This window comes from Sphingorhabdus sp. (genome assembly GCF_040079335.1).
Lineage (GTDB): Bacteria > Pseudomonadota > Alphaproteobacteria > Sphingomonadales > Sphingomonadaceae > Sphingorhabdus_B.
On the sequence record NZ_JBEBKL010000009.1, the window covers coordinates 1 to 13,288 of the forward strand.

Sequence of the window (13,288 nt, forward strand, 5' to 3'; positions counted from 1 at the left end):
GTCAGGAAGGTGCCAAACTCAGGCCCTCCCCTATCCCCTCCCGCAAGCGGGTGGGGAACTTGTTCAATCCTTGTCGGCAAACGGGTTTTTGGAGGAGCGGAAGTTCATTCGCACGGGTACGGCACCAAAGCCAAGATCGCGGCGGATGCCATTGAGCAGATAGCGGCGATAGCTGTCGGGCAGATGGTCGGTGCGGTTGCCAAAGACGACAAAGGTCGGCGGGCGGTTGCGCGCCTGCGTGACATAGCGCAGCTTGATGCGCTTGCCACCGGGAGCTGGCGGCGGATTGGCGGCGACGGCCTCCTCAAACCAGCGGTTAAGCTGGCCGGTGGATACGCGGCGGTTCCAGCTGTCGCGCGCTTCGAAAGCCGCCTTGAGCATCTGGTCGAGTCCTTTGCCGGTTGCGGCAGATACTGCGAGCACAGGCACGCCTTTCAGCTGCGACAGGCCTTCATCGAGCGCAGCCTTAATGCCGTTGAACAGGCTTGAAGCGTGTTCGGCCACGTCCCATTTGTTGATCGCGATGATCAGCGCACGGCCTTCCTCAATCACATGGTCGGCGATCTTCAGATCCTGATGCTCCAGGCCTTTGGTGGCATCGAGCAGCAGCACTACCACTTCGGCAAAATCAACGGCGCGACGTGCATCTGCCACCGACAATTTTTCCAGTTTCTCCTGCACCCGCGCGCGTTTGCGCATCCCGGCGGTGTCGATCAGGCGGATACGCCGTTCGGCCAGCTCGGGCTCGGATGGGTTGGGATCATGCCAGATCCAGTCGATCGCGATGCTGTCGCGCGTAATCCCCGCTTCGGGGCCGGTCACCAGCCGGTTTTCGCCGAGCAGCTTGTTGATCAGTGTCGATTTGCCCGCATTGGGGCGGCCAACAATGGCGAGCTGCAGCGGCGCATCGGGGGCTTCGCGATCAAAATGCTCTTCTTCGGCTTCATCGACATGCGGCAACAGCGCCTGGAACAGGTCGGCCATGCCTTCGCCATGTTCGGCGCTGATGGTAATCCCTTCGCCAAGGCCCAATGCATAGGCTTCGAGCACGGTATTATCGGCCTGTTTGCCCTCGGCCTTGTTGATGATCAGGATGACCGGCTTGTCACTCGCGCGCAGCCATCGGGCTATTTCTTCGTCGAGCGGGGTAATGCCTGCCCGTCCGTCAACGACGAACATCGCCACATTCGCACCCGCGAGCGCCGCCTCGGTCTGCTGGCGCATTCGGCCCGGCAGCGTCGCGACGTCATCATCTTCATAACCGGCGGTATCGACGATGCGGAATTTGAGGTCAAACAGCTGTGCATCGCCTTCGCGACGGTCACGCGTTACGCCCGGCTGGTCATCGACCAACGCGATTTTCTTGCCGACAAGGCGGTTGAACAAGGTCGACTTGCCAACATTCGGACGTCCGATAATGGCTACCGACGGCAGCATGAGAACCTGTTCCTTCCAAACGGCCGAAGCCGCGAATACTACCTAAACGCTGTCAGGCGTCCGCTGTCGTCGAGGATATACAGCGTATCGTTGGCGACAACAGGTGCGACCGAAACCGGTGCCTTAACGTCTGTCAGCAGACTTGCCGAACCCTCGCCCGACGATACCGACCAGATTTGGCCTTCGCTGTTGGCCACGATCAGGCGGCCATTGGCGAGCACGGGGCCGCGCCAGGTAATCACGCCCTTCTTGTCTTCCTCGTCGCGATAGCGCGGCAATTTGGAAATCCAGCGGATCTTGCCGCTTGCGCGCTGTACGCAGAGCAGTTTGGCATCGCTGGTCATCACGAACACCCATTCGCCGGAGACGACAGGGGTCGAAATGCCCGCAATGTTGATTTCCCAGATGCGCTGGCCGGTGACCAGTTCATAGGCTGCCATGCGGCCACCCTGGCCGAGCGCGAAGACGCGACCGCGGTCGATAACCGGATCGGCATCGATATCGGTCAGCGTCGACACGCTGGTTGACATTGCGGTGCGCGACAGCGTGTCACTCCACAGGCTGCGGCCATTTTCATAGCGATAGGCGGCGAGTTCGCCGGTCGAATAGCCAGCGATCACCGTGCCTTGCGCAGCTGCCGGAGCGGCGACGCCGAAAATGCCCGAAGCGCCAACGGGGCCTGCCTCGTTCCACTGCGCTTCGCCATTGTCCATGCGCACGGCATAAATCTGGTTATCCTGCGTCATCACATAGGCGTTGCCGTTCGACAGCGTTGGTGCGCCGCGCAGCGGTCCCGCCGGACGCTTGGTCCATTTGATAGCGCCGGTGCTGGCATCGAGCGCCGCGACATCGCCCACGCCGTTGGTCGCGAAGATCGAAGTGCCATCGGTGCTCACGCCGCCGCCAAAGCGCGAGGGCTTTCCGTCCTTATCGACGGTGAGCGCGGTCGCCCATAATTTCGAACCGCTGGTCGCGTCAAACGCGCTGACCATCGCGTCGGTATCGATCACATAGAGCTTACCGTCATGCACGACGGGGGTTGCGGCGAGCCGCATGCGGTTGCTGGCGCCTGCGATCTGCGCGCTCCATGCGCGTTGTGGCGCTTCAGCGAGCATCGAGTGACCGGGGGATTTGGCCGCATTGCCGCCGGGCTGTGACCAGTTAGCGTTGGTGGCGGCAGGCGGCAGGATCACCGAAATACCCGCCAGATTGGGATCGGCGACGCTGTCAGCCTCGGTGCCCAAAATGTCGATGCGCTTGCCGATCGTCGGCGTGTCTTTCTTGTCGCCGCCGCCAAGTGCCGAGCAGCCGCCGAGCAGCGCGATGGCCGCCAGCGAAGAGATTATGGTCGCATGTTTCTTCACAGACTTATTTGTCCTTTCCTGCATCCGCTGCTGCCGATGCACCGGCCGGCTTTGCGTCAAGCTGAACGGTATCCACCCCTAATGCCCCGGCCATCTGCTGCGCGCGGGCGCGCAATGTCTGGGGCAAGTCTTCCTGCTTTGCAATCTGGGCGAAAATGGGGCCGGCCAGATTGTCCTTGCCCAGTTTCATATAAGAGATTGCGGTCATTTCGCCAGCGCTGCCGAACCAAGCGGTGCCGGGTTTGGCGAGCGGCTTCAGCCGGTCGATCACCTGCTGCGGTGGCAGTGTATCGAACTCGACCGTGGTTTGACGGATCAGTGCCAGATCGCGGAAAACTTGCGGGAGGCTTTGGTCGCCCGCTACCTTGCCATAATCGAGGACCGCCTTTTTGGTGTTGCCCTCTGCGGCCGTGATATTGGCAAGCAGGATCTGCGCCATCGCCCGATATCCGGGCTGCTCGGCCTTGGCGAGCTTGCCCAGATCGGTCTTGGCAGCGGCGACATTGCCGCCTTGCAGTTTCTCGACCGCGAGGATGAATTGCTCGCCCTGCTTTTCGGCAGCGGCGGCCTGCTGATTCTGCCAGTAGATCCAGCCGCCAAACGCAGCGAGGCCGATGATCAGCGCGATTGCAAGCCAGCGGCCATAACGCTTCCAGAAATTCTCGAGGTCGCCCGCGCGGACGGCATCGTCGACTTCGCGCAGAAAGGCCTCGTCGGTTGCAGCGCGCTTGTCGGTCGGGGGTAATGCCAAAATGGCCTCCTGTAACTTATACTTGACGCGTCCTTAGCCATGCGGCGCAGGACTTTCTAGTGCGAAGGGTGGCTGGACCTATTCGGGCCGGTAAAGCTGATCGGCGCTGGGGAAGGTGCGCGAGCGGACATCTTCAGCATATTTCTTGACCGCGCCTTCGACATGTTCCTGCATCGCACCGAAACGCTTGACGAATTTGGGCACGCGATCGAACAGGCCGAGCATATCTTCCGCCACCAGCACCTGCCCGTCGCATTGTGCCGATGCGCCAATGCCGATGGTTGGGCATTCGACTTTGCCGGTAATTTCGATGGCAATCGGCTCCATCACGCCCTCGATCACCATCGCGAATGCGCCAGCTTTGGCGACCGCTTCGGCGTCTTGCACGATCAGGCGGGCTTCGGCAGCGCTCTTGCCGCGCACGCCATAGCCGCCAAGGATGTTCACCGCCTGCGGCGTCAGGCCGACATGGCCCATGACGGGTATGCCCCGCTGCGTCAGAAATTCGATGGTCGGCGCGATCACCTTGCCGCCTTCGACCTTGACGCCCGCAGCACCGGTTTCCTTAAGCAGGCGCGAGGCATTGGTGAAGGCTTGTTCGGGTGAGGCTTCATAGCTGCCAAAGGGCATGTCGACGATCACAGCGGCGTGATAGCTGCCGCGCACCACGGCGGCACCGTGCAGCGCCATCATCTCCATCGTCACGGCGACGGTGTGTGGCAGGCCGTAAATCACCTGCGCCAGCGAATCGCCAACCAGCAGCATGTCGCAATGCGGGTCCATCAGCTGCGCCATCCGCACAGTATAGGCGGTCAGCATCACCAGCGGTTCACCGCCCTTGCGCTGCCGGATACGCGGCACCGTCAGGCGCTTCATCGGCTGCGGTGTTGGATTCGCGCGGCTGGTGGATACGGGAAGGGTGAGCGTTTTGGGCGTCGTCGACATGGCTTTGGCGCTTAGCCGCTAAAGCGCAGGGGCAAAAGCGCGAAAGGCGAACACGTAAATAAAATTTGACTCGATGTTAAATACAACTAACATTAAGTGCGAATCATCTAACATGGAGTTTGCACATGTCGTTCCGCGAGAAAATTCACTGGGTTGCCTTGGTCGGGCTATTGCTCGGCTTTGGTTGGTATTTCATCACCTACCCTTGGTCGATTGCCAATACGCAAGCGGGAGTGTGGGCGGCTGTCGGGATGCTCGTTCCGGTGACCATCATCTTCCTTGTGCCGATGATCGCCGGAACAGCCTGGTTTGCGATCCGTTCCCCCAAAGAAGCCAATTTGAAGGAGGATGAACGCGAAAAAACCATCCATCTCAAGGGGACGCACCTTGCTTACTATCCGCTGGTGCTGGGAATCTGGGCAAATGTGTTCTTCCTGATTAACGGGATCGGATTTGGATATTCGGTCAACATCTTGATGGCGACCTTGGTGCTTTCCGAACTGATCCGCGTCGGGTCTCAGCTTTATTATTATCGCAGGGGATATTGAGCGATGCCGCGCCTCCCCTTTGATAATGAGATCAAAACATTGCGCTTCCTGTCAGGCGAGATGACGCAGGGCGATCTGGGCGACAAGGTGGGCGTCACCCGCCAGACAATTGCCGCGATCGAGCAAGGGAAATATTCCCCCAGCCTGGAGGTCGCCTTCCGCATTGCGCGGGTATTCGGCAAGCCCTTGGAAGATGTGTTCCACTGGGCTGAGTAATAAGCACAAACAGCTTGTGCGTGCACGGCACAGGGGCCCGGATCATTAAGCTCCCCAAGCTCTCCCGGTTCGGGCCCCGATATCTAACTAGCAATTGGGTTTACTCACTTGGCGAAGTGTGTATTATATGAGCAATACACCAACTATCTGTTCAGCTCGGCCGGAAATTCTCATATGAGCGAAAACAAGAAAATCGCACGTTTCGCAGGGTTGCTTTATCTAATTGTTGTGCTTGGCGGCATTGCGAGTCTCGCTTATGTTCCCAATGTCATCGAAAATGGCAAGGATGGAGCAGCGCTGGTCGTTTCAATCCAGACACACCAGACGCTGTTCCGTTTTGGAATTGCAGCCGGCCTGGTCTGTTACACAGCTTTCCTGTTGTTGCCGCTTGTCCTCTATCGTTTGCTGGCTCCCTTTGGTCGGCAAGCGGCCATTGCCATGGTGGCTTTGGCGACGGCGAGCGTACCCTTTGCCTTTGCCAATTTGGTCCACCGGATGGATGTTCTCTCGCTGCTCGGTGATGAGCCTCGATCGGCAATGCTGACTGCGACCCAATTACAGACGCAAGTCACACTTGCTCTTGAGAGCTACTGGAACGGGATTTTTGTTCTTACGATTTTCTGGGGTCTTTGGTTGCTGCCTTTTGGCTGGTTGATGTTCCGGTCTCGCATGATCCCGCGCATTTTCGGGCTTCTCCTGATGGCGGGATGCTTCGGCTACCTGATTGCCTTTTTCGGACAGCTGCTGGTTCCGGATTTCGCCCAACTCGCTTTTGCCCGATACATAACCTTGCCCGCGACCTTGGGCGAGATTGGCACCTGCTTGTGGTTGCTGATCATGGGTGTCCGCGACCAGCCTATTATGCCAGCTCAGACTTCACAAAATCCGCCGCCCGCTCGCCAATCATGATCGACGGCGCGTTGGTGTTGCCAGACACTAGTCGCGGCATGATGCTGGCATCGGCGACCCACAGTCCTTCGACACCGCGTGCCTTAAGCTTCGGATCGACAACACTGTCCGCATCACTACCCATCCGGCAGGTGCCGACCGGATGGTAGATGGTGTCTGAAACTTCGCGAATACGCGCCTCTAGCGCGGCATCGTCATTATAGTCGATGGGCGAACGATCACGCGCACCCATATCCGAAAGTGGCGGGGTTTCGGCGATCCGGTACATCAGCCGCGCCGCATCGCGCAGCAGATGGAGGTCGCGCTCGTCGCTCAGGAAGTTCGGGTTGATCGCGGGCGCCATCGCTGGATCGGATGATTTCAGTTTCACCCAGCCGCGGCTTTCGGGGCGCAGCACACAGGCGTGGAGCGAAAAGCCATGTTCTTTCAGCTTGTCGCGGCCATGATTTTGGATGATCGCGCGGATGAAGTGATATTGGATATCGGGTGCAGGAGCGTCGTCGCGCAATTTCACAAACCCGCCGCTTTCGGCAAAATTGGTGGTCAGCATTCCGGTGCGGCGCAAGCGGTGTTCGAAAAAGGCTTTGGCTACGGCGAAGGTTCCTCGCAACGATCCGCCAAACAGCGACACATCGTCCAGATCATAGCCGACCAGATAATCGCAATGGTCCTGCAAATCGGCCCCGACCGCTGCCTTGTCGACCAAAGTTGCGATGCCATGTTCCTGTAAATGCGCGCCGGGTCCGATGCCCGACAGTATCATGATCTGCGGGCTACCAAAGGCCCCTGCTGACAGGATGACGCCAGCCTTGGCGCGCAGCACTTCGCGCTTGTTGCCGAAGCGGACAGCCACACCCGTGGCCCGCCCATCCTCAATGACGATCTTTTCGACCAGCGCGCCGGTACGGACGCTGAGGTTCGGGTTGCTCGCCAGCGGATCGACAAAGGCGCGCGCTGCAGACCAGCGTTCGCCATTGTGCTGGGTGACCTGATAAAGGCCGAAGCCTTCCTGCTTGGCGCCGTTGAAATCGTCATTGCGTGGCAGTTGCAGCCGGGTTGCCGCCTCGACAAACGCTTCGCCGACTGGGCTGGGTGCGATCTGGTCGCTGACATGCAGCGGCCCGCCCTTGCCATGAAAGCCGTCGGAACCGCGCGCATTGTCTTCCTGTCTGCGGAACACCGGCAAGACATCGTCCCAGCTCCAGCCGGTGCAGCCGAGCGCCGCCCAATTGTCATAGTCCCAGGCGTTGCCGCGAATATAGACCATGCCGTTGATCGCACTCGATCCGCCCATTCCGCGTCCGCGCGGTTGATAGCCGATGCGGCCACCAAGCCCCGCCATCGGTTCGGTATCATAGGCCCAGTTGCTGCGCTTCGGCATCAGTGCCAGCAGACCAGGGGTGCGGACGAACAGATCATTGTTCTTGCCGCCCGCCTCGACCAGGCAGACCTTATACTTGCCGCTTTCGGCCAACCTGCCAGCCGCAGCGCTGCCCGCCGATCCGCCGCCCACAACAATGATATCGAACTCGTCCATACTGACTCCTTTGAAAGTAGGACTTAACCGGACGATTAATTTTGGCAATCGCTATTCGGCGGGCGTCGCCTGATTTTCCTGCCGTGCCCGCCAGCGCGCCTTGATGCTGTCGCTGGTGTCGCGGCTGCCATCATGGCTCCAACCGGGCGGGCGCCAGATATAGCCTAGCTTATGCCGCCAGGGTGCGGACCAGACGTCTTTGGCGATCCCGATCCATTCATGGAACACGCTATAGAGCAGGTTGAAAGTGCCGAGCTGTTTGACGATGCCGTAGCGGATTTTTTCGTCATCGGTTTCGGGGGTGAAGCTACCGAACATCTTGTCCCAGATGATGAACACGCCAGCATAATTGGCGTCGAGATATCGCGGGTTGGTGGCATGGTGGACGCGGTGATGCGACGGCGTGTTCATCACCGCTTCGAACCAGCGCGGCATGCGGCCCACCGCTTCGGTGTGGATCCAGAATTGGTAGATAAGGTTGATCCCGCCGCAAAAGGCGATCATCGCCGGGTGGAAGCCCGCCAAGGCCAGCGGCATGCGGAAGATGAAGTTCGCAGCGATGAAGCCCGTCCATGTCTGCCGCAATGCGGTCGACAGATTGTAATGCTGGCTCGAATGGTGGTTTACATGGCTTGCCCACAACCAGCGGACGCGGTGTGCGCTGCGGTGAAAGACATAATAAGCCAGATCGTCGAGCAGGAAGCAGGCAATCCACGCCCACCAGGCCCAGCCGATGTCGAACAGCCGATGCTCGTACAGCCACAGAATCATCGCGAACACCAGCCCGCCGGTCAGCGCACCGGCCACGGTGCTGCCCGTGCCGAAAGCTAGCGAGGTCAGCGTATCCTTGGGCTCGTATTTCTCAGGCGCTTTCTTGCGCGCCCACAGCATTTCGATGATGATCAACAGGATGAAGACCGGGACGGCATAGTCGACGGGATTGAATAGCTCGGGCATGATTTCGTCCTACACCACCATGTGGCGCAGGCCAGCGGCCCAATATTGCGCATCCTTGCCAAGGTTCAGCGTCACCTTGCCAAAGGTCTTTTCGCCGGTCCCAATAGTCAGAAAATTCTGGTCGAGCCTGGAGTCACTATGCCGGTCAAGCAAGCGAGCGACAAAGGCGGCGCCGTGGCGGCGGATCAGCATATGGCGGCCTTGCGCATCCTTGAGCAATGCCCCCATTCCGGCCTTGTCGATCACGATATCGGTCGGTTGGAATCCGCATATCGCTTCATCCGCCAGCGCGCGAGCATGCGCTTCATCGCGGATCCGCAGATCGCCGCCAAGGTTGAGGCGGCGCGCCAGCCAGAACAGGAACAGGATCGCAGCAATCGATCCACCCAATTTGGCCAGTTCGATCCAGACGGGCGCCATGCCTCAGGCCCGCGCCTTCAGCATGTCCATCAGCGGACGTACCGGGCTGACATCATAGCCTGCTTTCGCCGCCATATTGGTCAACGCATCGGGATCGCCGCCCTGGCTTGCTTCGGACAAGGCCCATAGCAAGGTAGAGCGCGTGCCCGAGCGGCAATAGGCAAGCACAGGTCCATCGGCTCCGTCGAGTGCCTTGGCCATCGCCACTACCTGCGGTTCGCTGAAACCTGCATGGGTGACGGGGATGGCGACATAATCGATGCCCGCCGCGCGCGCCGCTGCCTCGATTTCTGCGCCGGGCACCTGATCGTCACTTTCGCCTTCGGGGCGGTTGTTGATGATCAGCTTGACGCCCATCGCTGCGGCTTCCGCTACGTCCTCTAGGCTGATTTGCGGCGATGCATGGATGCTGTCGGTGAGCTTGCGAAACATGGGGCTTATCCTTCCGACGCTTCCCTTATTACAGACAGGAAGGCTGCGCCATAGGCTTCAAGCTTGCGCGCGCCGACGCCGCTGATCAGCGCGAAATCGGATGTGTTTTGCGGGCGGCGTTCGGCCAGTTCGCGCAAGGTTGCGTCGTGGAAAATCACATAGGGCGGCACGCCTGCGGTCTCGGCCAGTTCGCGGCGTTTGCTGCGCAACGCTTCGAACAGCGGATCATCGACCGGATTGGCCTCGCTGCGCCTTTCCTTGCGCGTCTTGGGCGGGACAACGATCTCCAGCTTCATCTCGCCTTTCAGGATCGCGCGCGATGCCCCCGCCAGCATCAGACCGCCATGTTCGTTGGCGCTCAGATGCCCTTGCGCCTGCAATGCGCGTGCTACCGGTTTGATTAGCCTTGCATCCTCGCCCGAAACTATGCCGAACACGCTGAGCTGGTCGTGCCCGCGCGCCTCGATGCGCTCATCGGTGCGACCGGTGAGCACCTTTTCAAGATGGCCGACACCGAAACTCTGGCCTGTGCGATAGACCGCCGACAGCAGCTTTTGCGCAACTTCGGTCGCATCGACCACGCCGGGAGCATCAAGGCAATTGTCGCAATTACCGCACTGGGCAGGCGGGTCCTCGCCGAAATGGCGGAGCAGGATAGCGCGGCGGCAGCCCGGCGTTTCGACCAGCGAAGACAAGGCGTCGATCCGTGCTTTCTCGGCCAGTTGCCGGGCCTCGGGCTGTTCCTTCAACCGCTCGCGCGCGAGGCTGAAATCGCCGGGTGACCAGAAAAGATGCGCAACGGCCGGGTCGCCATCGCGTCCCGCGCGCCCGCTTTCCTGATAATAGGCCTCGATCGATTTGGGGATACCGGCATGTGCTACGAAACGGACATCGGGCTTGTCGATCCCCATACCGAAGGCGACGGTGGCGACCATCACCATGTCTTCGCTCGCGACAAATTCCGCCTGTGCCGCAGCGCGTGCTGTAGGTTCCATGCCTGCATGATAATAGCGGGTGCGCCGTCCGGTGCGCGCGATCAGCGCCGCCAGTTTCTCCGCCCGGTCGCGGGTGGTGGCATAGACGATCCCCGCGCCCGGCCATCCTCTTATGGCAGAGGCAATCGCCGATCCCTTGCTTGCGGTGTTGGTGACGGCATAGCGGATATTGGGCCGGTCAAAGCCCGAGACGATCGTTCCACTGGCCGGAATGCCGAGCTGCTGGGCAATATCCTCGCGTGTGTGCGCATCGGCCGTTGCGGTCAGCGCCAGCCTGGGCACATGCGGATATTCGTCCATCAGCGGGCGCAGCAGGCGGTAATCGGGGCGGAAATCATGCCCCCATTCGGACACGCAATGTGCCTCGTCTATGGCGAACAGCGACACTTTGGTCTCGGCCAGAAGCCGCTGGAAATCCGCAGTCGAGGCGCGTTCGGGGGCGACATAGAGCAGGTCGAGCGCGCCGCTTTGCAACCGTTCGATGGTCTCCGCCCGGTTGCTGTCCGCCGATGTCAGCGTTGCTGCGCGGATGCCCACCGCATTAGCGGCGCGCAGCTGGTCATGCATCAAGGCGATCAGTGGTGAGATCACAATGCAGGTGCCGTCGAGCAGCAGGGCCGATAACTGGTAGCAGAGCGACTTGCCCGCGCCGGTCGGCATCACCGCAAGCGTGCTTTGCCGGTCGAGCGTCCGCCGCACGACATCCTCCTGCACTCCGCGAAATTCGGCAAAACCGAAAACGCGGTGCAGCACATCGGCAGGGTCCAGAGTATCGGGCGCGAGCATCTTCTTGCCCGCTAGGCCGGATAGTTCTTCAAGAATAGAGCGGTCTTCGGGCATCGGCGACTTTCGCTGTGGATAGTCGAGTCGCGAAGGAACATATAAAGAACAAATGTTGAAGTAAAGCGATGGCCGTTTTACTCCGCCGCAACCGCCTCTTCTTCTTTCTCGGCCTGTTGACGCGCCCACATTTCGGCGTAAAGCCCGTCCTTGGCGAGCAATTCGGCATGCGTCCCTTGCTCGGCGATACGGCCTGCATCGAGCACGACGATCTGGTCAGCAGCAACCACGGTCGACAGGCGGTGCGCGATGAAGATGGTGGTGCGCTGCTTCGACACTTCGTCGAGCGTGTCGAGGATTTCGGCCTCGGTGCGGCTGTCGAGCGCGCTGGTCGCTTCGTCGAGGATCAGGATCGGCGGGTTTTTGAGCAGGGTGCGCGCGATTGCCACCCGCTGCTTCTCGCCACCCGAAAGCTTGAGCCCGCGTTCGCCTACCTGGGTTTCATATTGCTTTGGCTGTGCAGCGATGAAATTGTGGATCTGCGCTCCGCGGGCAGCACCCTCGATTTCGGCCTGGTTCGAACCTTCGCGGCCATAGCCGATATTATAGCCGATGCTGTCGTTGAACAGCACGGTATCCTGCGGAACGATGCCGATATGTGCACGCAAACTCGACTGGGTCACGTCGCGCAAATCCTGCCCGTCGATAGTGATCCGCCCGCCGGTAACGTCGTAAAAGCGATAGAGCAGCCGAGCGATCGTCGATTTGCCTGCCCCCGAAGGCCCGACCACCGCGAGCGTCTTGCCCGGCGGAATGCGCAAGGACAGGCCGTTCAAAATCTGGCGATCCGCATCATAGCCGAAGGTCACATCCTCGAATGCCAGCTCTCCGCCGGAAACGCGAAGCATAGTAGCATCGGGCTTGTCGACAATCTCGGGCGGGGTATCGACCAGATCGAACATCGCAGCCATGTCGATCAAGCCTTGACGAATGGTGCGATAAACCATGCCGAGCATGTCGAGCGGGCGGAAGAGTTGCATGAGGAGGGTATTCACCAGCACGACATCACCGGTGCTGAAGCGGCCCTGCGCCCAACCCCAGACGCTGAAGCCCATCGCGCCTGCCATCATCAAATTGGTGATGAACGACTGGCCGATATTGAGCCATGCCAGCGAGTTTTCCGATTTGACCGCCGCATCGGCATAGCGGCGCGCGACCTTGGCATAATAGTCGGTCTCACGATCTTCGGCGTTGAAATATTTCACCGTTTCATAGTTGAGCAGGCTGTCGACCGAGCGCGCGACCGTCGCGGTATCGAGCTCGTTCATCTCCTCGCGCAGCTTGTTGCGCCGGTCGGTAACGCGTTGGGTGAAGAGGATATAGGTAACGACCATGACGATGGTGGCGAGCACCAGCCCGACGCCGAATTTGAACCAGAAAATCACCAGCACCGCGAGCAGCTCGATGGCGGTCGGGGCGATGTTGAACAGCATGAAATAGAGCATCACATCGATGCTCTTGGTGCCGCGCTCGATCACCTTGGTAACCGCGCCGGTGCGGCGGTTCATGTGGAAGCGCATCGACAACCGGTGCAGGTGCGCGAAGGTATTTTCGGCAAGCCGCCGCGTCGCATCCTGCCCGACGCGTTCGAATACGGTGTTTCTCAGATTGTCGAACAACACCCCGCCAAAACGCGCGCCGGTATAGGCGACGACCAGCCCGATCGCCATCCAGACGCCCGCCTCCAACCCCGGCTGCATTCGGTCGATCGCGGCGCCATAGACGAAGCCCATCGACAGCTGCACACCCTTCGACACCAGCACCAGCAGCATCGCAATGACGATGCGGATGCGCAGCGCGGGCATGTCCTTCGGCCATAAATAGGGCAGGAAGCGTTTGAGCGTGGCGAAGCTCGCCTCCGCTGTTGCCGCTTCCTTATCTTTCCCGTTTTCGGGCTGTGCCGCCATTCCCTGCATCAGGCCGATATAGGGAAGTAT

13 protein-coding genes are annotated in these 13,288 nt (G+C 60.2%); 3 read left to right on the forward strand and 10 right to left on the reverse strand.

Translation table 11 applies throughout. The features are described from left to right. Nucleotides 1-63 precede the first annotated feature (63 nt). The 4 genes from der to panB all read right to left on the reverse strand — a co-directional run bounded on the left by der (nucleotide 64) and on the right by panB (nucleotide 4,497). Entirely contained in the window at nucleotides 64-1,437 is a 1,374-nt protein-coding gene (gene der / locus ABL922_RS04320) for a ribosome biogenesis GTPase Der (RefSeq protein ID WP_349022977.1), read from the reverse strand. 38 nt (nucleotides 1,438-1,475) lie between these two features. After that, complete coding sequence (locus ABL922_RS04325) at nucleotides 1,476-2,801, reverse strand: PQQ-binding-like beta-propeller repeat protein (protein ID WP_349022978.1); 1,326 nt, start codon at nucleotides 2,799-2,801, stop codon at nucleotides 1,476-1,478. 4 nt (nucleotides 2,802-2,805) lie between these two features. Continuing rightward, complete coding sequence (locus ABL922_RS04330; RefSeq protein ID WP_349022979.1) at nucleotides 2,806-3,552, reverse strand: tetratricopeptide repeat protein; 747 nt, start codon at nucleotides 3,550-3,552, stop codon at nucleotides 2,806-2,808. A gap of 78 nt (nucleotides 3,553-3,630) precedes the next feature. Then, nucleotides 3,631-4,497 (reverse strand): 3-methyl-2-oxobutanoate hydroxymethyltransferase, encoded by an 867-nt coding sequence (panB, locus tag ABL922_RS04335; protein WP_349022980.1) that lies wholly within the window; start codon nucleotides 4,495-4,497, stop codon nucleotides 3,631-3,633. 125 nt (nucleotides 4,498-4,622) lie between these two features. Between panB and ABL922_RS04340 the strand changes: the two genes are divergently transcribed. From ABL922_RS04340 to ABL922_RS04350, 3 genes are all read left to right on the forward strand, one after another. Next, entirely contained in the window at nucleotides 4,623-5,045 is a 423-nt protein-coding gene (locus ABL922_RS04340; RefSeq protein WP_349022981.1) for a hypothetical protein, read from the forward strand. Between the two features lie 3 nt (nucleotides 5,046-5,048). Further along, a complete protein-coding gene (locus ABL922_RS04345) occupies nucleotides 5,049-5,261 on the forward strand; it encodes a helix-turn-helix transcriptional regulator (protein WP_349022982.1) in 213 nt (70 codons plus the stop codon). 174 nt (nucleotides 5,262-5,435) lie between these two features. After that, a complete protein-coding gene (locus ABL922_RS04350; protein WP_349022983.1) occupies nucleotides 5,436-6,170 on the forward strand; it encodes a DUF4386 domain-containing protein in 735 nt (244 codons plus the stop codon). Here the strand turns inward: ABL922_RS04350 and ABL922_RS04355 are convergent. From ABL922_RS04355 to ABL922_RS04380, 6 genes are all read right to left on the reverse strand, one after another. Then, nucleotides 6,121-7,707 (reverse strand): GMC family oxidoreductase N-terminal domain-containing protein, encoded by a 1,587-nt coding sequence (locus ABL922_RS04355; RefSeq protein ID WP_349022984.1) that lies wholly within the window; start codon nucleotides 7,705-7,707, stop codon nucleotides 6,121-6,123. The genes ABL922_RS04350 and ABL922_RS04355 overlap by 50 nt on opposite strands. Before the next feature lie 51 nt (nucleotides 7,708-7,758). Beyond that, the gene (locus tag ABL922_RS04360; RefSeq protein WP_349022985.1) at nucleotides 7,759-8,664 is read right to left on the reverse strand and encodes a sterol desaturase family protein; all 906 of its coding nucleotides are present in this window, start codon (nucleotides 8,662-8,664) and stop codon (nucleotides 7,759-7,761) included. A 9-nt stretch (nucleotides 8,665-8,673) separates the two neighbouring features. Then, entirely contained in the window at nucleotides 8,674-9,084 is a 411-nt protein-coding gene (locus ABL922_RS04365; protein WP_349022986.1) for a hypothetical protein, read from the reverse strand. A 3-nt stretch (nucleotides 9,085-9,087) separates the two neighbouring features. Next, the gene (locus ABL922_RS04370) at nucleotides 9,088-9,516 is read right to left on the reverse strand and encodes a TIGR01244 family sulfur transferase (RefSeq protein WP_349022987.1); all 429 of its coding nucleotides are present in this window, start codon (nucleotides 9,514-9,516) and stop codon (nucleotides 9,088-9,090) included. 5 nt (nucleotides 9,517-9,521) lie between these two features. Beyond that, complete coding sequence (gene recQ / locus ABL922_RS04375; protein ID WP_349023048.1) at nucleotides 9,522-11,297, reverse strand: DNA helicase RecQ; 1,776 nt, start codon at nucleotides 11,295-11,297, stop codon at nucleotides 9,522-9,524. A gap of 131 nt (nucleotides 11,298-11,428) precedes the next feature. Then, complete coding sequence (locus ABL922_RS04380) at nucleotides 11,429-13,258, reverse strand: ABC transporter ATP-binding protein/permease (protein WP_349023049.1); 1,830 nt, start codon at nucleotides 13,256-13,258, stop codon at nucleotides 11,429-11,431. Nucleotides 13,259-13,288: the final 30 nt, after the last annotated feature.